At 62.3% G+C, this 19,581-nt stretch carries 18 protein-coding genes; 15 read left to right on the top strand and 3 right to left on the bottom strand.

Translation table 11 applies throughout. From position 1 onward, the window contains the following. Nucleotides 1-26 precede the first annotated feature (26 nt). The 6 genes from hslO (at nt 27) to HB860_RS01080 (ending at nt 6,577) form a co-directional block, all read left to right on the top strand. Complete coding sequence (gene hslO, locus HB860_RS01105) at nt 27-911, top strand: Hsp33 family molecular chaperone HslO (RefSeq protein ID WP_025328348.1); 885 nt, start codon at nt 27-29, stop codon at nt 909-911. Between the two features lie 149 nt (nt 912-1,060). Continuing rightward, a complete protein-coding gene (pckA, locus tag HB860_RS01100) occupies nt 1,061-2,686 on the top strand; it encodes a phosphoenolpyruvate carboxykinase (ATP) (RefSeq protein ID WP_247625474.1) in 1,626 nt (541 codons plus the stop codon). 172 nt (nt 2,687-2,858) lie between these two features. Continuing rightward, a complete protein-coding gene (locus HB860_RS01095; protein WP_139433938.1) occupies nt 2,859-3,524 on the top strand; it encodes a GntR family transcriptional regulator in 666 nt (221 codons plus the stop codon). Between the two features lie 33 nt (nt 3,525-3,557). Continuing rightward, a complete protein-coding gene (locus HB860_RS01090; protein ID WP_247625473.1) occupies nt 3,558-5,360 on the top strand; it encodes an aminopeptidase P family protein in 1,803 nt (600 codons plus the stop codon). A 162-nt stretch (nt 5,361-5,522) separates the two neighbouring features. Then, complete coding sequence (locus HB860_RS01085) at nt 5,523-5,975, top strand: GNAT family N-acetyltransferase (RefSeq protein ID WP_247625472.1); 453 nt, start codon at nt 5,523-5,525, stop codon at nt 5,973-5,975. A gap of 131 nt (nt 5,976-6,106) precedes the next feature. Further along, entirely contained in the window at nt 6,107-6,577 is a 471-nt protein-coding gene (locus HB860_RS01080) for a glycine zipper 2TM domain-containing protein (protein WP_139433935.1), read from the top strand. Between the two features lie 80 nt (nt 6,578-6,657). Here the strand turns inward: HB860_RS01080 and HB860_RS01075 are convergent, their stop codons facing one another. Continuing rightward, nucleotides 6,658-7,602 carry an inorganic triphosphatase gene (locus tag HB860_RS01075; RefSeq protein ID WP_247625471.1) on the bottom strand — a complete coding sequence of 315 codons (945 nt, stop codon included), beginning with the start codon at nt 7,600-7,602 and terminating at the stop codon, nt 6,658-6,660. Nucleotides 7,603-7,771: 169 nt separating this feature from the next. Between HB860_RS01075 and HB860_RS01070 the strand changes: the two genes are divergently transcribed. Further along, nucleotides 7,772-8,452, top strand: a complete 681-nt coding sequence (locus tag HB860_RS01070; protein ID WP_247625470.1) for a TIGR00153 family protein — start codon at nt 7,772-7,774, stop codon at nt 8,450-8,452. A gap of 25 nt (nt 8,453-8,477) precedes the next feature. Then, nucleotides 8,478-9,743, top strand: a complete 1,266-nt coding sequence (locus tag HB860_RS01065; protein WP_106885734.1) for an inorganic phosphate transporter — start codon at nt 8,478-8,480, stop codon at nt 9,741-9,743. A gap of 115 nt (nt 9,744-9,858) precedes the next feature. Here the strand turns inward: HB860_RS01065 and HB860_RS01060 are convergent, their stop codons facing one another. Continuing rightward, nucleotides 9,859-11,097: a multifunctional CCA addition/repair protein gene (locus HB860_RS01060; RefSeq protein ID WP_247625469.1), complete on the bottom strand. Its 1,239-nt coding sequence runs from the start codon at nt 11,095-11,097 to the stop codon at nt 9,859-9,861. Between the two features lie 250 nt (nt 11,098-11,347). Between HB860_RS01060 and HB860_RS01055 the strand changes: the two genes are divergently transcribed. The 5 genes from HB860_RS01055 (at nt 11,348) to mltC (ending at nt 16,505) form a co-directional block, all read left to right on the top strand. Next, complete coding sequence (locus tag HB860_RS01055; protein ID WP_247625468.1) at nt 11,348-12,991, top strand: ExeA family protein; 1,644 nt, start codon at nt 11,348-11,350, stop codon at nt 12,989-12,991. Next, entirely contained in the window at nt 12,991-13,677 is a 687-nt protein-coding gene (gene exeB / locus HB860_RS01050; protein WP_139433932.1) for a GspB family T2SS assembly factor variant ExeB, read from the top strand. The genes HB860_RS01055 and exeB overlap by 1 nt, the downstream gene beginning before the upstream one ends. Before the next feature lie 205 nt (nt 13,678-13,882). After that, nucleotides 13,883-14,956, top strand: a complete 1,074-nt coding sequence (gene mutY, locus HB860_RS01045) for an A/G-specific adenine glycosylase (protein ID WP_247625467.1) — start codon at nt 13,883-13,885, stop codon at nt 14,954-14,956. Next, a complete protein-coding gene (locus tag HB860_RS01040; protein WP_139433930.1) occupies nt 14,953-15,225 on the top strand; it encodes an oxidative damage protection protein in 273 nt (90 codons plus the stop codon). Before mutY ends, HB860_RS01040 begins: the two co-directional genes overlap by 4 nt. Nucleotides 15,226-15,404: 179 nt before the next feature. Next, entirely contained in the window at nt 15,405-16,505 is a 1,101-nt protein-coding gene (mltC, locus tag HB860_RS01035) for a membrane-bound lytic murein transglycosylase MltC (RefSeq protein ID WP_139433929.1), read from the top strand. 64 nt (nt 16,506-16,569) lie between these two features. Here mltC and HB860_RS01030 read toward each other — a convergent pair whose 3' ends face one another. Then, on the bottom strand, nt 16,570-16,950 hold the full coding sequence (locus HB860_RS01030) for a YgiW/YdeI family stress tolerance OB fold protein (RefSeq protein ID WP_247625466.1): 381 nt from the start codon (nt 16,948-16,950) through the stop codon (nt 16,570-16,572). A 237-nt stretch (nt 16,951-17,187) separates the two neighbouring features. Between HB860_RS01030 and HB860_RS01025 the strand changes: the two genes are divergently transcribed. Further along, on the top strand, nt 17,188-18,195 hold the full coding sequence (locus tag HB860_RS01025) for an SGNH/GDSL hydrolase family protein (protein WP_247625465.1): 1,008 nt from the start codon (nt 17,188-17,190) through the stop codon (nt 18,193-18,195). Nucleotides 18,196-18,495: 300 nt separating this feature from the next. Next, entirely contained in the window at nt 18,496-19,527 is a 1,032-nt protein-coding gene (gene ompA, locus HB860_RS01020) for a porin OmpA (protein WP_247625464.1), read from the top strand. Nucleotides 19,528-19,581: the final 54 nt, after the last annotated feature.

The following is a 19,581-nucleotide window of genomic DNA, read 5'->3' as shown; positions in this document are numbered from 1 at the left end:
CCCCCAGAAAACCCTAGGAAAGCATGATGAGTAACCAAGATCTCCTGTATCGCTATCTGTTCGAAGAGTACGAAGTCCGGGGGGAGCTGGTCCAGCTGGATAGTACCTATCGTCACATCGTCGATGCCCAGAACTACCCGGTACAGGTACAGAAACTGCTGGGTGAACTGCTGGTCGCCACCAGCCTGCTGACCGCCACCCTCAAGTTCGAAGGCTCCATCACGGTGCAGCTGCAAGGGGACGGGCCGGTGCGTCTGGCGGTGATCAACGGCGATCACAACCAGCAACTGCGCGGCGTGGCCCGCTATGAAGGCGAGCTGCCGACCGACGACAAGCTGCAGAGCCTGATTGGCAACGGCCAGCTGGTGATCACCATCACCCCTGAAGAGGGCGAGCGCTATCAGGGCATCATAGCCCTGGAGGCCGACACCCTGGCGGCCTGTCTCGAGCAGTACTTCGCCCAGTCCGAGCAACTCGCCACCAAGCTCTGGATCCGCACCGGCCACCACCAGGGCCAGCCCCGCGCCGCAGGCATACTGCTGCAGGAGCTGCCCGCCCAGAGCGAGGATCACGGCGCCGATTTCGACCACCTGATCCAGCTCACCAGCACCATCAAGGATGAAGAGCTGTTCGGTCTGGAGGCCGAAGAGATCCTCTACCGCCTCTACCATCAGGACAAGGTACGGGTGTTCGATCCCCAGGCGATCGAGTTCCGCTGCACCTGCTCCCGCGCTCGCTGCGAAGGGGCTCTGCTGCAGATAGAGAAGGAGGAGGCGGTGGCCATGGTGCAGGAGCTCGGCAAGATCGACATGCACTGCGATTACTGCGGCGCTCACTACCAATTTGATGGAATAGACATCGAAACCCTGTTCAGCGGGGCTCCCGGTAATGATGCAAACAAGTTACACTAATTGAAGGCGGGCAAAACCCGCCTTTAACTTAAATAACAAAAAAATACCCTATTTTATAAAGTTTGATGGCGATCGCTAAACCCTACCACCTAAGTGATAGGATGAACGTCAGATAGAACCCTACACACCTCTGAACCCAGGAGAACATAATGACTATCGTGGTAGAACCCACCCTGGCCCAACAACTGAAGCTGGACCAATACGGTATCAAAAACAGCCAGGAAATCGTTCGCAACCCCTCCTATGAGCAGCTTTTCGCAGAAGAGACCCGCCCAGACCTGGAAGGATTCGAACGTGGCGTCGTCACCGAACTCGGTGCCGTCAATGTCAACACCGGCATCTTCACCGGCCGTTCCCCAAAAGATAAATATATCGTCAAGGACGGCACCACCCAGGATACTGTGTGGTGGTCTGACCAGGGCAAGAACGATAACAAGGCAATCACCCCGGAAGTGTGGTCACATCTGAAATCCCTGGTGACCAAACAGCTCTCCGGCAAGCGCCTGTTCGTGGTGGATGGCTACTGCGGCGCCAACCCGGACACCCGCCTGGCGGTGCGCATCATCACAGAGGTGGCCTGGCAGGCACACTTCGTGAAGAACATGTTCATCCGCCCGAGCGAAGAAGAACTGAAAACCTTCAAACCGGACTTCGTGGTGATGAACGGTGCCAAGTGCACCAACCCGAACTGGAAGGAGCAGGGTCTCAACTCCGAGAACTTCGTCGCCTTCAACATGACAGAGAAGATGCAGCTCATCGGTGGCACCTGGTACGGTGGCGAGATGAAGAAGGGCATGTTCTCCATGATGAACTACTTCCTGCCCCTGCGCGGCATCGCCTCCATGCACTGCTCCGCCAACGTGGGCAAGGATGGGGACGTGGCCATCTTCTTCGGCCTCTCAGGTACCGGCAAGACCACCCTCTCCACCGATCCCAAGCGCCAGCTGATCGGCGATGACGAGCACGGCTGGGACGACCACGGCGTATTCAACTTCGAAGGGGGCTGCTACGCCAAGACCATCAAGCTCTCCAAGGAAGCCGAACCGGATATCTACAACGCCATCCGTCGCGACGCGCTGCTGGAGAACGTGACGGTCGCGGCCGACGGCACCATCGACTTCGACGATGGCTCCAAGACCGAGAACACCCGGGTCTCCTACCCCATCTATCACATCGAGAACATCGTCAAGCCGGTCTCCAAGGCGGGTCATGCCAACAAGGTGATCTTCCTGACCGCCGATGCCTTCGGGGTGCTGCCTCCGGTCGCCAAGCTGACCAAGGAGCAGACCAAGTACCACTTCCTGTCTGGCTTCACCGCCAAGCTGGCCGGTACCGAGCGCGGCATCACAGAGCCGACCCCGACCTTCTCCTCCTGCTTTGGCGCCGCCTTCCTCAGCCTGCACCCGACCAAGTACGGTCAGGAGCTGGTGAAGCGGATGGAAGCCGCAGGGGCGGAAGCCTACCTGGTGAACACCGGCTGGAACGGCACCGGCAAGCGCATCTCCATCAAGGACACCCGCGCCATCATCGACGCCATCCTGGATGGTTCCATCGAGCAGGCGCCGACCAAGGTGCTGCCTGTCTTCAACCTGGAAGTGCCGACCGAGCTGCCGGGCGTGAACCCGGCCATCCTCGACCCGCGCGACACCTATGCCGACCAGGCCGAGTGGGACGCCAAGGCCCAGGATCTGGCCCAGCGCTTCATCAAGAACTTCGAGCGCTTCACCGACAACGACGAAGGCAAACGCCTCGTTGCTGCGGGTCCGCAGCTGTAAGCTGCGTCCTGCCAAGGTGACAACCCCATACCGGTCAGCCCAGCTGGCCGGTATTTTTTGGTCGATGCGCGGCATATGGATCCTGCCAAGCCTTGCCTTGCAGGCGGTTGCGCGTTAGATTCAGCCAAACTTTATACAATATACAATTTTGCAACCTGCCCGTGACTCAAGCATGACCCTACCCTACAAGACCCGTACCCAGATGGTGATGGAGAACCTCCGCGGCCGGATTTTGCGTGGGGAGTTTGCGGCAGGCGCCCCCTTGCGCCAAGACGCCATCGCCAAGGAGCTGGCGGTGAGCCGCATTCCGGTGCGGGAAGCGCTGATGCAGCTGGAGGCCCAGGGGCTGGTGAAGTTCGAGGCCCATCGCGGCGCCGTGGTCACCATGCTGGACGCCTCGGCCATCGAGGAGCTCTTTTATTTGCGGGCGCTGCTGGAAGCCGATACCCTGTTCCACGCCGTCGACCTGATGACGGAGGAGACCTTCGCCAAGGCGCAAGCCATCCTGGCCCAGTTTGATCTGGCGCTGGAGTCCGGCACCCAGATCGAACACTGGGCCGAGTTGAACCACAGTTTTCACGCCACCCTCTATCAGGCCGCCAATCGTCCCCAGGCACTGGATCTCATCGCCCAGATCAATCTGAGCTGCGATCGCTACGTGCGCTTCGAGCTGCTGTTCGCCCAGGGCGGCGTGGACAAGGCCGAGCGTGAACACGCCCGCCTGCTGGAGCTGTGCCGCGCCCGCCGCAAGCACGAGGCCGTGGTACTGCTCAAGCAACATATCGAGGCGGCAGGCCAGTCGATCCGACAGATCCTGGCAAGCGGCCACAATCAGTGAACACTCACATCATCACAATCTGGCAATAACGACATGAATCATTTCGAGATTATTGAAACCCGCGTCGCCCAGGTCAGGGCCACTCTGGCCACGTTGGAACTGGACGCCTTCATCGTTCCCCACGACGACGAGCACCTGGGGGAGTACATTCCCGCCTACGCCGAGCGGCTGGACTGGATCACGGGTTTCAACGGCTCCGCCGGCCTCGCCATCATCATGGCGCAGCGGGCGGCCCTGTTCGTCGACGGTCGTTATACGGTGCAGGCCCGCATGCAGGCACCGGCCGAGCTGTTTGAGTTTCTTCACCTGAACGAAGATCCCCACATCCAGTGGCTGGCAGATCAACTGCCGTCCGGCGCCCGGGTCGGCTTCGATCCCCGCCTGCACAGCCTCGCCTGGTACCAGAGCGCCAAGCCAATACTGGCCGAGCGCGGCATAGCACTGGTTCGGGTCGATGAGAACCCCATCGATCTGCACTGGAGCGATCGCCCCGCCCCGACCAAGACCCCTGTCATCCTCTACAGCGAGGAGCTGGCGGGCCAGTCCAGCCAGGCCAAGCGCGAGCTGCTGGCGGCGGACCTGCGCAAGCGCGGGCTGGATGCGGTGCTGCTGACCCAGGCCGAGCCCATCAACTGGCTGCTCAACCTGCGCGGCCGCGATGTGGAGCGGCTGCCGGTGGTGCTGGGTTTCGCCGTGCTCTACGCCAACACCAGCATGGATTTCTTCGTCGACACCGACAAGATCGACTGCATCGCCTTCACCCGCCACGTGGGGCAGGATGTCTCCGTCTACCCCATCGACAAGCTGGGTGACGTGCTGCAACGCATCGGCGAGGATCAGCAGAAGGTGCTGGCCGACCCTAACACCGCCAACGCCTGGACCCAGCTCGTCATGGAAGAGGCGGGCGCCATCCTGGTGGCAGGGCAGGATCCGACCATGCTGCCCAAGGCGTGCAAGAACGCCGTGGAGCTGGCCGGCATGCAGCGCGCCCATCTGCGCGACGGCGTCGCCGTCACCCGCTTCCTCGCCTGGCTGGATCGCCTGATCGCCTCCGGCGACTATCAGGATATGGATGAGGGCACCCTGGCCGATCGCCTGGAAGCCTTCCGCCGCGAGCAGGATCACTACATCGAGCCAAGCTTTGACACCATCTCTGCGCTGGGTCCCAACGCCGCCATGTGCCACTACCGTCACACCAACGGCACCCCGCGCCCCTTCGGTCAGGACAGCATCTACCTGGTGGATTCCGGCGCCCAGTATCTGGACGGCACCACCGACATCACCCGCACCGTCAAGGTCGGTGAGGTCACCGAGGAGCACAAGGCGATGTTCACCCGGGTGCTGCAGGGCCATATCGCCCTGGATCAGGCCCGCTTCCCCCGCGGCACCGCCGGCATCCAGCTCGACGTGCTGGCCCGCATGCCCCTGTGGCAGGCCGGTTACAACTACGACCACGGCACAGGCCACGGGGTCGGCCACTTCCTCAGCGTGCACGAAGGCCCGCAGCGCATCGCCCCCAAGGGCAGCCTGGTGGCCCTGCAGCCGGGCATGGTGCTCTCCAACGAACCGGGTTACTACCGGGAAAACGGCTTCGGCATCCGCTGCGAGAACCTGGTGGTGGTGACCGAGCTGGAGCAGCTGGGCGAGCTGGCGATGCTGGGCTTCGAGCGGCTGACTTACGTGCCGTTCGATATCCGTCTCATCGATCGCAGCCTGCTGAGCCAGGCCGAGTTCCGCTGGATCAACGACTATCATGCCGAGGTCTACCGCCGCCTGAGCCCGCTGCTGGAGGGCGAGGATCTCGCCTGGCTGGAGCAGGCGACCCGCCTCATCTGATCGCAGACAGCCGAGGTTGTCCGGTGAAACAGGGCCTGCGGGCCCTGTTTCTATATCTGTGGTCTGCCACAGCCGACCCCCTTGCATCGACTCCTCGGGCCTTCTACCCTGTGCCTCCTTTTTTGGCTGCCCCGCAGCAGAAACCCGATGAGAGGAGCCCCGATGCACTCGTCCCCCGTATTACGCCTTGCCACCCACGCCGACATGCACGCCATCTGGCAGATCGACGCCGACGTCTTCGGGGAGGATGTCTACCCCGCCTTCTTCTTCCGTCAGGCCATGGATCTGTGGCCCGCCTTGCTGGTCGTGGCGGAGCTGGAGGGCAGGCTGCTGGGTTATGCCCTGGGAGGCCTGGGTCAGGATCGGTCGCAGGGCTGGCTGCTCTCTCTGGCGGTGCGGCCCGAGGCCCGCGGCTTTGGCCTGGCCGAGCGCATGATGCGGCAGGTGGAGCAGGCACTGGCAGAACTGCAGGTGGCACGAGTCAGGCTGACCGTGGATCCGGCCAATCCGGCCCAGCGCCTCTACTTGCGCCTCGGCTACGTCCTGCTGGCCGAGGAGCCCGGCTATTTCGGCCCCGGGGAGGATCGCCTGCTGCTGGAGAAGGCCCTGAGCTGACCCGTATCGGGGACTGACCGCCGTTCAGGCCACATAATTGGTTACACTTTGCGGGTTTAATGCACAATCCGGTTGGCGTAGAGTGGATTGCATCAAACCGATTAACCCGATGCCCGCCCAGGAGGCCCATCATGTTGAAACGTATTGCTCTCGTCACCCTGCTGGCCGCCACCACCGCCATCACCGGCTGCGCCAACAGCGACGTCTACTCCGGCGATGTCTACACCAAGGATCGCGCCAAGCAGGTTCAGACCGTCAGCTACGGCACCATCATCTCCACCCGCCCGGTGAAGATCCAGGCCGATGAGAACTCCCTGATCGGCACCATAGGCGGCGCCGTAGTCGGTGGCCTGCTCGGCAGCACCATAGGGGGCGGTCGCGGCAGCGACATCGCCGCCGCCGGGGGGGCCATCGCAGGCGCTGCCGCCGGCAAGGCTGCCGGTGACAAGCTCAACCAGGTGGATGGCGTCGAGCTCGAGATCAAGAAAGAGAACGGCGAATCCATCGTCGTGGTGCAAAAGGCCAGCCCCACCTTCGTGCCCGGCGCCCGGGTCCGCATGACCCAGGGCAATGGCAGCATCAACGTGGCCGTGGTGAACTGATCCCGACGGACGCTTTCCATCAGCAAACAAAAAGGTGAGCCTGGGCTCACCTTTTTTGCATTCAGTGCAAGCCTGGCCCCTCAAGCATCCAGGTGCAGCCAGGCCGCAATGGCCAGTTGCAGGCCCACGAGATCGGTGCCGTGCAGCAGGGCCGACAACCGCTCTTCCCCCGCCTCCGCCAGCAAACGCTGCTGCCCCCGAAGAGCGGGCAACCAGGCAGGGACCTGCGCCAGGTTCTCGGCGGCCTCGACCACCAGGTCGCAACCCTGCAGCATCCCTTGCAGCGCCAGCGGCCGCTCCTCATCCCCGCACTCCAGCCAGAGCTGCTCGTGATGCTGCCAGAGCTGCAGGCCGAGCGTGATGCAGGCCTTGCCATCGAGCCCGCCGACATCCGGCAAGGGTTGCGCCGCCAGGGGCTTGCCGAGCCCCGCCAGCTGATAGCCCCGCTGCGCCTTGGATTGGGCCCCCAACCTGACGCCCCCCAGCTCCGCCAGGCGCGCGGCCAGCCCGAACAGGGCCCTCGCCTCGCCGGACTTGAGCTCCAGCTCCAGCTCGTCGATATCGGTGCGCCCCAGGGTGCCGACGATCTCCCCTCTATCCCAGGCCAGCTCTATCTGGGCACCCTCGAAGGCGATGAGCCAGTGTCGGCGCAGGAAGTCGGTGCTGAATTGGGCCACCAGAGTGGACTGGATCTCGTCGCGCACGGCCAGACTCGGCCAGATGGCATCAGGGAAGGCGGACAGGGTCGGCAGATCCCCGCTCACCGGGGCATTGTATTCGGGTCTGGCGTGCAGCCCGCCGACCACCTGGCCACGACATTTGATGGTCTGTTCGGAAAATTGGTCGCTGCGGCGGATCCGCAATCCCATGTCGAGCCGGCGTAAATCCAGCTTGGGCGTATCGAAATAGACATTGCCGAGGCGAACCTGCTCAGAGGAGATAATTTCAAGTGAATTCAGAAAGTTGGAGAGAGATTCTTGAATATTGCTGGTGACGAAAAACTTTATCTCGATCTCAGTTTGCATAGTCATTCCGGGCAGGCAGGCAACTTTGGGGGGCATGATCCGGGTCGCGAGGATATAATGCCAGCGATAGATAAGGATTAATTCACGGTTTTATTGATGGCACAGTTCGGTTATCCTGCGCCCCTCATAAAATCGTATCGAGTGTTTTTTCACCGACACAGGTTTGGCCATGCCAGTAAATACTATTTTGGGTCTTTTTGCCAAGTCCCCCATCAAGCCGCTGCAGAAGCATATCGTCAAGGTTCACCAGTGCTCCCAGCAGCTGGTTCCCTTCTTTGATGCCGTTGCCGAAGACCGTTGGGAAGATGCCGAAAATATCCGGCAACAGATAGCCCAACTGGAAAAAGAAGCGGATATTCTCAAACGCGAAATTCGCCTCAAACTGCCTCGCGGTCTGTTTCTGCCGGTCGCCCGTACCGATCTGCTGGAACTGCTGACTCAGCAGGACAAGATTGCCAATCGTGCCAAGGATATTTCCGGCCGCATGCTTGGCCGCAAGATGGAATTCCCCACCGAGATGCGTGCCGATTTCATGGCCTATCTCAAACGTTGTATCGATGCGACCGCCCAAGCCGAAAAAGCCATCGGAGAACTCGATGAGCTGCTCGAAACCGGCTTTAAAGGACGTGAAGTTGAAATGGTTGCCGAGATGATCCACCAGCTGGATCTTATCGAGGACGATACTGACACCATGCAGATCGGGCTGCGCCAACAGCTGCAAGCGGTTGAGCACAAGTACAATCCGATCGACGTTATGTTCCTCTACAAGATCCTCGAATGGGTAGGTGACCTGGCTGATCAGGCCGAGCGCGTTGGCGCCCGTCTGGAACTGATGCTGGCTCGTTCGTAATCGACTGACTGGGTAAACACTACTAATGGACATTATCGCAAATTACGGCACCACCCTGGTGCTCGTGGCGGCCTTGTTCGGCTTTTTGATGGCCTGGGGCATTGGTGCGAACGACGTCGCCAACGCCATGGGCACATCGGTCGGCACCAAGTCTCTGACCATACGTCAGGCGATCATCATCGCCATGATCTTCGAGTTCGCAGGTGCCTATCTGGCCGGTGGCGAAGTCACGGCGACCATCCGTAACGGCATCATAGATACCAATGCCTTCACCGATACCCCGGATCTGCTGGTGCTCGGCATGATAGCCTCCCTGCTGGCCGCCGGCCTCTGGCTGATCCTGGCCTCCTACTTCGGCTGGCCCGTCTCCACCACGCACTCCATCATAGGGGCCATCGTCGGCTTCGCCGTGGTGAGCGTCGGCCCGGAAGCGGTGCAGTGGAGCAAGTTTGGCGGCATAGTCGGCTCCTGGGTGGTCACACCGGCCATCTCGGGCATCATCGCCTACTTCATGTTCATCAGCGTGCAGAAGCTCATCTTCAACACCGACAACCCGCTGGCCAACGCCAAGCGCTATGTCCCCTTCTACATGTTCCTGACCGCGCTGGTCATCTGCCTGGTGACCATCAAGAAGGGGCTGACCCACGTCGGTCTGCACCTGAGCGACGGCGAGGGCATCCTGCTCTCCATCGCCATCTCGGTGACCCTCTCCATCGGTGGCTGGTTCTACATTCGCGGTCAGCAGTACAACCCGCAGGATGACAACAAGATGCACTTCGCCAACGTGGAGAAGGTATTCGGCATCCTGATGGTGATCACCGCCTGTGCCATGGCCTTCGCCCACGGCTCAAACGATGTGGCCAACGCCATAGGCCCGCTCTCCGCCGTGGTATCCACCGTCGAGAGTGCCGGCCAGATCACCGGCAATTCCCACATCGCCTGGTGGATACTGCCCCTTGGCGGCATAGGTATCGTCATCGGTCTGGCCACCATGGGTGAGAAGGTGATGGCCACCGTCGGCACCGGCATCACCCACCTGACCCCGAGCCGTGGCTTCGCCGCCCAGCTGGCGACCGCAGCCACCGTGGTGATCGCCTCGGGTACAGGTCTGCCCATCTCCACCACCCAGACCCTGGTCGGTGCCGTGATGGGGGTGGGTCTGGCCCGTGGCATCGCCGCCCTGAACCTGGGCGTGCTGCGCAACATCGTGGTCTCCTGGGTCATCACCCTGCCCGCCGGCGCCATCCTGGCCATCGCCATCTTCTACGTGCTGCAGGCCTGCTTCTCCTAAGCCGGTTGCAACCTACAGACGGCAAAAAGCCCGGGTCGGTGACTCGGGCTTTTTTATGTCTCTGCTTTGCCTCAAACGGTCGATGACGCGTCGCTCATCGACCCTGTAGAAGCGCTTATTCCTCGATAAAGGTCCACTCGTCGCGCACCCGGCTGATGGCATCGAGCCGCCGCTTGGCGAGCTGCTCGCGGATCCCCTCCCCCTTGAAACCCGCCGCCACTATCTCCTTGACCGGCACCGCCTGGGCCGCCGCCAGGGCCTGGGCCACATAGTCCGGCTGACTGTAGACCTTCTCTTCGAAACCGGTACGACCGTGGAAGTCGGCGCGGCAGGCATCCAGCAGCTGGGCGAAGCGCTCCGGCCTGCGCCAGGCATCCGCCTTGTCGAACACCTTGAGCAGGGTCGGCGGCTTGAGATCGAAGGCGATGTGGATGTGGGTGTGCAGATCGCTCACCAGCAGGGCCAGATCGCGGCAGTCGTTCGGCACCCTGAACCGCTCGCAGAAATCCCGGATGAGGGGCAACCCTTTCTGGCCGTGGCCGTGGTGGCTCGGCCAGAACGCAGGGGGGGTCAGGCCCTTGCCAAAGTCGTGGCAGAGGGCGGCGAAGCGGACCGGTAGATCCGGGGAGCGCTGGCAGGCCTGATCCAGCACCATCAGGGTGTGAATGCCGGTGTCTATCTCAGGGTGCCACTTGGCGGGGGCCGGCACCCCGAACAGGGCGTCCAGCTCGGGGAAGAGCGCCTTGAGGGCACCGCAGTCGCGCAATACCTCGAAGAAGACCCTGGGGGTCCGTCCCAGCAGCACCTTCTCCAGCTCCTTCCAGACCCGCTCCGGGGTCAGGTGGGCGAGTTCGCCGGCGTCGGTCATCTCCCGCATCAGGGCCAGGGTGTCGGGGGCCACCACGAAGCCCTGCTCATGGAAACGGGCGGCGAAGCGGGCCACCCGCAGGATGCGCAGGGGATCCTCGGCGAAGGCCGGGGAGACGTGGCGCAGCAGCCGCGCCTCCAGATCCCGGAGACCGCCGTAGGGATCGTGCAGTTGCCCGCTCTCGTCTTCGGCGATGGCGTTGATGGTGAGATCCCGGCGCAGCAGATCTTGCTCCAGCGTCACCTCGGGGGCTGCGTGGCAGACGAAACCGGTATAGCCCTGCCCCTGCTTGCGCTCGGTGCGCGCCAGGGCGTACTCCTGCTGGGTGCTGGGGTGGAGAAACACCGGAAAGTCGCGGCCGACCTGAGTGAACCCCAGGTTCAGCATCTGTTCCACAGTGGCACCGACCACCAGGTGATCCCTGTCCCCCTGGGGCAAGCCCAACAGGCGATCCCGGACCGCCCCCCCAACCAGATAAATCTGCACGCGCACTCTCCCTCGATAAACCTGCCTCGATGATACCGCTTTTGGCCGTCATAGACGATGCGCCCGCGAGAGACGCGCCCGCCGCCCAGGGAGAAAGCGCAGTAAGATGGCCGCTTCTTGCCATTATCCGGGCGCGATCACCCCCGCTATTTGAGGCACCGGCTATGATGCCCCTCTTATGGTGTCCGGGTCTTTGACATCCCTCTGGGGAGGCTTTAACCTGCCGCCCATAACAATGGAATGGATCCTTATGTACACACAGTTCTTCGGTCTGTCGGAGCCCCCGTTCTCCATCTCGCCCAACCCCAGATACCTCTATATGAGCGAACGTCACGGGGAGGCCCTCGCCCACCTCAACTACGGGTTGCAGGACGGTGGCGGCTTCGTGCTGCTGACGGGGGAAGTAGGTACGGGCAAGACCACGGTCTCCCGCTGTCTGCTCCAGCAATTGCCCGCCGAGACCGAGATCGCCTACATCCTCAATCCTTCCCTGACCGAGCGGGATCTGCTGGCGGCCATCTGTGACGAGTTCCAGTTGCCCTACGGCGAGGAGGCCAGCCTCAAGCAGCTGTTCGATCTCATTCGCGATCATCTGCTGGCCAACCTGGCGGCGGGCAAGCGCAGCGTGGTACTGGTGGATGAGGCCCAGCATCTGCTGCCCGGCGTGCTGGAGCAGTTGCGACTGCTCACCAACCTGGAGACGGACGAGAAGAAGCTGCTGCAGGTGGTGCTCATCGGCCAGCCGGAGCTGCAACAGATGCTGCGCCAGCCCCTGCTGCGCCAGCTGGCCCAGCGCATCACGGCCCGCTATCACCTGCTGCCGCTCTCCCGCCAGGACGTGGATGCCTATGTGCGCTTCCGGCTGCAGGTGGCGGGCTGCGTCCAGCCCATCTTCACCCCAAAGGCGATCCAGACCCTGCATCGCCTCTCCGGCGGCATCCCGCGCCTCATCAACCTCATCTGCGATCGCGCCCTGATCGCCGCCTTCGCCCGCGGCAGCCACAAGATAGTGCACGGCGACATCAGCCAGTCGGCCTATGAAGTGAGCGGCATTCGCGACGAGGGCACCTGGCAGTCCGGTCTGCTGGTCGCGCTGGCCGGTGCCCTGCTGGTCGCCACCGGCTGGTGGGGCTGGCAGTGGCTCGGCGTCTTCCCGACCCGTCCCCTGGTCAAGGTGGAGGTGCCGGTCAAGGTGGATGAGACACCGGAGCAGCAGGAGCAGCTGACCCGCGCCATCAATCAGGCGCTGGACCCCGGAGTGGCCATGCAGAATCTCTACAAGGTGTGGGGCTACCAGACCGAGCTGGAGGAGTCGACCTGTGACGACGCCCCCCGCGCCGGGCTGCGCTGCCAGGAAGGGGAAGCCACCCTGGCCGAGCTTCAGGCCCTGCAACACCCGGCCCTCATCAGCCTGACCGACGAGACCGGCGGTCTCTACTATGCCACCCTGGTCAGCCTGGGGCCGGACAAGGCGTCCCTGCTCATCGGCAATCAGAGCTGGCAGGTGGACAGACAGTGGCTCGCCGACGCCTGGGGAGGCAGCTATACCCTGCTGTGGCGCATGCCCAAGGGCGGGGTGACCCTGATCGGCAGCAATGCCGGTGCGACCCAGGTGCAGTGGCTGGACAATGCGCTGAGCCGCGCCATGCAGCAACCGGATCGCAAGGTGAGCCGCTTCGATGCCACCCTCAAGAACAAGCTGCAACAGTTCCAGCGCGAGCAGGGGCTGACCCCGGACGGCATCGCCGGCAGCAATACCCTGCTGCGCCTGAATGTGGTGGCCGGTGAACCCATGCCGAGGCTGGAGGATGAATCCCTGCGTGCCAGCACCCCTGTCGATCTGGATGCCGTGGCGGATGACGCCATGGATCCCCTGGTGGAGGAGGCCTCCTGATGTCTACCCTGCTCAAGGCTCTGCGCCGCGCCGATCAGCCCCAGTTCACGCCCCACATGCCCCTCATGGGCCTGCCCGTGAGCCAGGAGGAGGAGCCGAACCGCCGCTGGATCTGGTGGCTGCTGGCCCCCCTTGCCCTGATCATGGGGGCGGCCGCCAACTATGGCTGGCACCTCTATCATCTCAAGCCCATAGAACAGCAGATCGAGGTGAAGGAGGTGGTGACGCCCCCCTTCGTGCGGGTCGAGCCCAGACCCATGATCACCCGCCCGCTGCCTCCGCCCCTGCCAGAACCCGTGGTGCAGCCCAAACCCGCTGCTGCGGCTCCCGCAACGGCGACCGCCGGCAACGGCACCCAGAGCCTGGCAGAGCGCATCATGATGGCCCTCAACAACACCCCGCTGGTGGAAGAGACGGCGCCCCAGGCCCAGCCCCAGTCCGGCGCCATGCCGATCAGCGCCCTGGATCCCGCGCTGAAACAGCAGGTGCCTCCCCTGACCTATGGCGCCCACAATTTCTCCTCCGACCCGGCCAAACGCGCCGTGGTGCTCAACGGGCGGGAGTTGCACGAGGGCAGCGAGGTCGCCCCCGGGGTGCTGCTGGTCGCCATCGCCCAGGATTACATCATCCTGCAGGTCGGCGGTCAGCATGTCAGCCTCAAGGCGCTGCAGGACTGGCGCGGCTGAGCGAACCACAATGGCAAGCCGGGCCTGCGGGCCTGGCCGGCAGTTCAAGAGGGAGCCCGAGAGCTCCCCTTTTTAATCAAGACATGAGAACCCCGTGAGCAATTCAGATAACAGCACTTTCGCCACCCGGGCGTTGTACTGGTATCAGCGCCAAGACTGCTACACGTTGGTCAATTTAGTTTTAAATCAATAGCATGAGAATAATGTGAGCAATTCAGATAACAGCACTTTCGCGACCCGGATCCTGGACTGGTACCAGATCCACGGCCGCAAGACCCTGCCCTGGCAGGAGGACAAGACCCCCTACCGGGTCTGGATCTCCGAGATCATGCTGCAGCAGACCCAGGTCGCCACCGTCATCCCCTACTATCAGCGGTTCATGGCCCGCTTCCCCGATGTGCTGGCGCTGGCCGATGCCCCCATCGACGAGGTGCTGCACCACTGGACCGGGCTTGGCTACTACGCCCGTGCCCGCAACCTGCACAAGGCGGTCCAGCAGATCCGCGATCTGCACGGCGGTCTGTTTCCGGAGCGACTGGACGAGGTGATGGCCCTGCCTGGGATAGGGCGCTCCACCGCTGGCGCCGTGCTCTCCCTCTCCCTCGGTCAGCCCCACGCCATTCTGGACGGCAACGTCAAGCGGGTGCTCACCCGCTGGCTGGCGCTGCCGGGCTGGCCAGGGCAGAAGCTGGTGGAGAACGATCTCTGGGAGCTGGCGACCCGCCTCACCCCAAGGCTAGGCGTGGCCCACTACAACCAGGCCATGATGGACATGGGGGCCACCGTCTGCACCCGCAGCAAGCCCGCCTGCGATCGCTGCCCGGTGCAGGCCGATTGCCAGGGGCTGTCGCAGGGCAACCCCACCGCCTACCCCAACAGCAAACCGAAGAAGAGCATTCCGGCCCGCAACGGCATCATGCTGATCATTCGTCACGGTGACCAGCTGCTGCTGGAGAAGCGCCCCCCCCAGGGGATCTGGGGCGGCCTCTACTGCTTCCCCCAAGTGGAGTCCCTGGCCGAGATCGAAGGGCGCCTGCAGGGGCTGGGACTCGATGAGACCGACTACCGGGAGCTCGCTGGATTTCGCCACACTTTCAGTCACTTCCACCTCGATATTCGGCCCTTGCTGATCGAAATGGCTGCCCCGCCCCCCCCCTTGCTCATGGAAGCGGATTCCCGACTCTGGTATAACTTACGCCATCCTGCCGAGGTGGGATTGGCGGCCGCCACGGCCCGCCTGCTCGCCTACCCGGACTTACAACCACAGAGGTCAACATGAGCCGTACCGTATTTTGCCAGCGTCTGAAAAAAGAGGCTCCTGGCCTGGATTTCCAACTCTATCCCGGTGAACTCGGCAAGCGGATCTTCGACAACATCAGCAAGGAAGCCTGGACCGAATGGCAGAAGAAACAGGTGATGCTGATCAACGAGAAGAAGCTGAACATGATGAATCTCGAGCATCGCCAGCTGCTGGAAAAGGAGATGGTGAGCTACCTGTTTGAAGCGGGTGAAGTGGCCATCGACGGTTACACCCCTCCCAGCCAGTAAACCGGGTCGGCGAGCAGGGCGCAGAGTGCCGAAGCCCGGCATCTGCGGCCATGCGGCTCCCGCCCCGGTGCCAATGAGTTGTCCCTGTGATCCAGGCTGAGTGGCCCTCGACGGCTGGCCCTCTTCTGGTTCAAGGCAAATGAGTGACGGGCGGCCTCACCGCCCAGTTTGAGGATCTTATGGGTCGAATTTTTTGGCTGCTGTGCGCCCTGCTGTTTCTCTCTGCCTGCTCCTCTTCTCCCAAACCCGGGGCAGAAGACGAGGATCTGGTCAACGGCAAGGACATCCGCGGCTTCGAACACATGATCAGTGCGCTCTCCCATAACGTGAACGAGATATGGGGACGCGAGGCACTGTTTGCGGGCAAGTTTGACTACGTCAAATACACGGATCAATACAAGAGCCGGGCCCACGTCGACTTCTCCAGCGGCCACATCATGGTGGAGACTGTCTCGGGCATCGATCCCCGCGCCCACCTGCGCCGTGCCATCATAGAGACGCTGCTGACCCCGGACGATCCGGCGGAAGTGGATCTCTATTCGGATAGAGAGATCATGCCAGGTGGCGAGCCCTTCCTCTATGGCCAGGTGCTAGACACCCAGGGTCAGGCCATCCGTTCCAGCTGGCGCGCGGAGCGCTATGCCGACTACCTGCTGGCCAGCGCGATGAAGAAGCGCACCCTCGGCATCCGCACCATCTTCTTCGTCGACATCCCCATGGTGGCCAACCATGAGGACAAGCGCGGCTACAAGTACGCCAGCATCATCCGCGAGGCCTCCCGCAAGTACGGGGTCGCCGAGAGCCTGATCTATGCGGTGATCAAGACAGAGAGCAGCTTCAACCCCTATGCGGTCAGCCATGCCAATGCCTATGGCCTGATGCAGGTGATCCCGGCCACCGCCGGACGGGACGTCTATGTGCGGGTCAAGGGCAAGAACGGTCAGCCAACCCGGGAAGATCTGTTCAATCCGGCCTACAACATAGACGTGGGAACTGCCTATCTGCACCTGCTGCAGACCGTCTATCTGGCGGATATCCAGGATCCCCAATCCCGTCGCTATGCGGTGATCTCCGCCTACAACGGCGGTGCGGGCGGGGTGCTCAACACCTTCTCCAGCAACCGCAAGGCGGCCCCTGACATGATCAACCGGCTCTCCCCCGAGGCTGTCTATCAGGTACTGACCGAGCAGCACCCCAAGGCGGAGGCCCGTCGCTACCTCTACAAGGTCAACCAGGCCGAGAAAGGGTTCAAGCGCACCGTCGCCGTCCGGGCCGGCTGACGGCAGCCACAAAAACAGGAAGGGCGCTTATCTGGCGCCCTTCCCATCAGCATGGTCTGCAAACTTACTTGGCGATGAAGCCGCCCTTGCTCTGGGGCGCGGCACCTACCTTTTCCAGATGCTCGACCTCGACCTCTGTCTTGTTCCAGCTGTGGTCAACCTCGCCGCGGATGCGGATCAGGTCGTTCGGGCCCACTTCGACGCCGCGCCACACGTCCCCGTCCACTTCCACTTCCACTTCACCGCTCTCATCGCGGAAGCTGTAGTTCTCGCCGCCAAGGTGCTTGACCAGCTTGCCTTCTAGGGTCACCCACTGATCATCTGCCACGTCTTTCAACTGCGCGACCGAGACCTTGTTCTGCTCCTGGGGGCCTGTGTAGGCCGCCATGGCGAAAGAAGAGACGGACATCAGGGCCACCAGGCCGATTACCTTTGCTTTGTTCATTTTCACGCTCCTGTCATTGGGGTATGCAGGCATCTTGCCCGGGCCGGCGTGAAACAAACGTGAAGCCTCCCCCATCCAGGGGAGTCCGGTGTGACCGCAATCGATTTAATGCCCATGGCTTGCTGCAAGATTGTATTCGAGTGGATACCGTGCAGCCTGGCAACAGGGTCCCCAGCCCCTTGCCTTCGAGGAACAGCCCGCAGGCAGCGCTTGCATCCACTCCATGAGAACAGCAAGATGAACAAATGGCTTCTGTGTTTATTGGGACTCTTCGCCCTGACGGCCCATGCCGCCGAGACGCGTCCCCCCTTCTCCCGCATAGTGATGTTCGGCGACAGTCTCTCCGACACCGGCAAGATGTACGGCAAGATGCGCGGTTATCTCCCCTCCAGCCCGCCCTACTATCAGGGTCGCTTCTCCAACGGCCCGGTCTGGCTGGAGCGGCTGACCCAGCCGTTCCCGGGGCTGAAAATCGTCAACGAGGCGGAAGGGGGGGCCACCGCGGTGGCCTACAACAAGATCTCATGGAACCCCAAGTACCAGGTCATCAACAACCTGGACTACGAGATCACCCAGTTCCTGGAGAAGGACAGCTTCAAGGAGGACGATCTGGTGATCCTCTGGGTCGGCGCCAACGACTATCTGGCCTATGGCTGGAATACCGAGCTGGACGCCAGGCGGGTGCGCGACGTCATCAGCGACTCGGCCAACCGCATGGTGCTCCATGGGGCAAAGCAGATCCTGCTGTTCAACCTGCCGGATCTGGGCCAGAACCCCTCGGCCCGCAGCCAGAAGGTGGTGGAGGCGGCCAGCCATGTCTCCCGCTATCACAACGAGCTGTTGCTGAACCTGGCACGCCAGCTGGCCCCTACCGGCATGGTGAAGCTGTTCGAGATCGACAAGCAGTTCGCCGAGATGCTGCGGGATCCGCAGAACTTCGGCCTGAGCGACACCGAGAACGCCTGCTACGGCGGGGGCTATGTGTGGAAGCCGTTCTCCTCTCGCAGCGCCGCCACCGACAGCCAGCTTGCCCCCTTCAATGCGCAGGAGCGCCTCGCCATCGCCGGCAACCCCTTGCTGGCTCAGACCGTTGCCAGCCCGATGGCTCGCCGCAGCGCCAGCGAACTCGACTGTGAAGGCAAGATGTTCTGGGATCAGGTCCACCCGACCACGGCCGTGCACGCCGCCCTGAGCGAGCGCGCCGCCACCTTCATCGAACGGGAGTACGAGTTCATCCCCCAGTGATGAGCAGACTGATGCAAGAGGCCGACTTCACGTCGGCCTCTTTATTGGAGTCAGTTGCTTCCCGCAACGAACGGGTGAAACTCGTATGACACTCATCACAGAATCGGGTCATGTCCCCAACAGTCATCAGCCGACTCCTCTATGATGCAGATGGTTATCACAATATGTTTTATATCAGTTGCTTGTGGATTTTAAAAAGCGAGCTACGTTTAAACATGTTGTGGCTGGACACAGGCCCAACCCATGAGGCGAGACGACACAGAATCGATCTCTCCCACAGACAAATTGCAGAGGCTTCATATGAACAAAACACTGATTACCTTGCTGGTTTCAGGCTTGCTTGCGGCCAACGCTCAGGCAGCCGGACAAGACAATACCTGGTATGGCGGTGCCAAACTGGGTTGGTCCAACTTCTATGGCGTCGACGAGAGCAACACCATCACCACCGAAGACAAGGATGACGATGAGGTGGGGGTCGGTGCCTTCGCCGGTTACCAGATAAACCAGAACCTGGGGATCGAGCTCGGTTACGACTACCTTGGCAAGCTCAAATACAACGGCACCCGCAATGGTGCCGTCTTCAACGACGATGTCGAGGCGCAGCTGGCACAGCTGACCCTGAAGCTCGGTTTCCCTGTGGCGGACAATCTGGATCTCTACGGTCGCCTCGGTGGCGGTTATGGCTGGACCAGCAGCGACAAGCTGGACGATGATGGCCGCGCCGTCTTCGTCGGTGCACTCGGCGCCGAATACGCCCTCAACCTGGACTGGGCAGCCCGCCTCGAGTACCAATACAGCACCCCTTACGGCAGTCGTGAAGACACCGGATTGCGCATGGACAACGGCCTGCTCTCCCTGGCCGCCGTCTACCGCTTCGGCCAGGTTCCGCCGGCCATGCCGGTCGCAGCGCCGGCCCCGGCTCCCGAGCCGGTGATGGTCGACAAGCAGTTCACCCTGAGCTCGGACGTGCTGTTTGACTTCAACAAGGCCACCCTCAAGCCGGAAGCCGGCCAGGCACTGGACACCCTCTACACCCAGATTGAGGAAGCCAGACCCAAGGATGGCTCGGCCACCGTCATCGGCTATACCGACCGCATCGGCTCCGATGCCTATAACCAGAAGCTCTCCGAACAGCGCGCCCAGACGGTCGCCGACTATCTGGTTGGCAAGGGGCTGCCTGCCGGCAAGGTCAACGTGGAAGGCCACGGCGAGAGCTCACCGGTCACCGGCGACAGCTGCACCAGCAAGTCCAAGCGCGAGCTGATCGTCTGCCTGGCCCCGGATCGCCGGGTAGAGGTCAAGGTACAAGGGGTATCGGAAGTTCAGCAATAACCCCAGAGCCAGACAACAAAACGGGAGGCCTGGGCCTCCCGTTTTTCATTGTCC

This window comes from Aeromonas genomosp. paramedia (genome assembly GCF_023093515.1).
Classification (GTDB): domain Bacteria; phylum Pseudomonadota; class Gammaproteobacteria; order Enterobacterales; family Aeromonadaceae; genus Aeromonas.
Note: the sequence above shows the minus strand (reverse complement) of the source record. Positions and strands in the feature narration are given on the sequence as shown.

Bases quoted from the DNA above. Each gene is read 5' to 3' on its own strand.
- HB860_RS01040 (WP_139433930.1), top strand. From the start codon at position 14,953: ATGAGCCGTACCGTATTTTGCCAGCGTCTGAAAAAAGAGGCTCCTGGC.
- ompA (WP_247625464.1), top strand. From the start codon at position 18,496: ATGAACAAAACACTGATTACCTTGCTGGTTTCAGGCTTGCTTGCGGCC.
- HB860_RS01030 (WP_247625466.1), bottom strand. From the start codon at position 16,950: ATGAACAAAGCAAAGGTAATCGGCCTGGTGGCCCTGATGTCCGTCTCT.
- HB860_RS01070 (WP_247625470.1), top strand. From the start codon at position 7,772: ATGCCAGTAAATACTATTTTGGGTCTTTTTGCCAAGTCCCCCATCAAG.
- HB860_RS01095 (WP_139433938.1), top strand. From the start codon at position 2,859: ATGACCCTACCCTACAAGACCCGTACCCAGATGGTGATGGAGAACCTC.
- mltC (WP_139433929.1), top strand. From the start codon at position 15,405: ATGGGTCGAATTTTTTGGCTGCTGTGCGCCCTGCTGTTTCTCTCTGCC.
- pckA (WP_247625474.1), top strand. From the start codon at position 1,061: ATGACTATCGTGGTAGAACCCACCCTGGCCCAACAACTGAAGCTGGAC.
- HB860_RS01080 (WP_139433935.1), top strand. From the start codon at position 6,107: ATGTTGAAACGTATTGCTCTCGTCACCCTGCTGGCCGCCACCACCGCC.
- HB860_RS01025 (WP_247625465.1), top strand. From the start codon at position 17,188: ATGAACAAATGGCTTCTGTGTTTATTGGGACTCTTCGCCCTGACGGCC.
- exeB (WP_139433932.1), top strand. From the start codon at position 12,991: ATGTCTACCCTGCTCAAGGCTCTGCGCCGCGCCGATCAGCCCCAGTTC.
- HB860_RS01090 (WP_247625473.1), top strand. From the start codon at position 3,558: ATGAATCATTTCGAGATTATTGAAACCCGCGTCGCCCAGGTCAGGGCC.
- HB860_RS01055 (WP_247625468.1), top strand. From the start codon at position 11,348: ATGTACACACAGTTCTTCGGTCTGTCGGAGCCCCCGTTCTCCATCTCG.
- hslO (WP_025328348.1), top strand. From the start codon at position 27: ATGAGTAACCAAGATCTCCTGTATCGCTATCTGTTCGAAGAGTACGAA.
- HB860_RS01065 (WP_106885734.1), top strand. From the start codon at position 8,478: ATGGACATTATCGCAAATTACGGCACCACCCTGGTGCTCGTGGCGGCC.
- HB860_RS01085 (WP_247625472.1), top strand. From the start codon at position 5,523: ATGCACTCGTCCCCCGTATTACGCCTTGCCACCCACGCCGACATGCAC.
- HB860_RS01075 (WP_247625471.1), bottom strand. From the start codon at position 7,602: ATGCAAACTGAGATCGAGATAAAGTTTTTCGTCACCAGCAATATTCAA.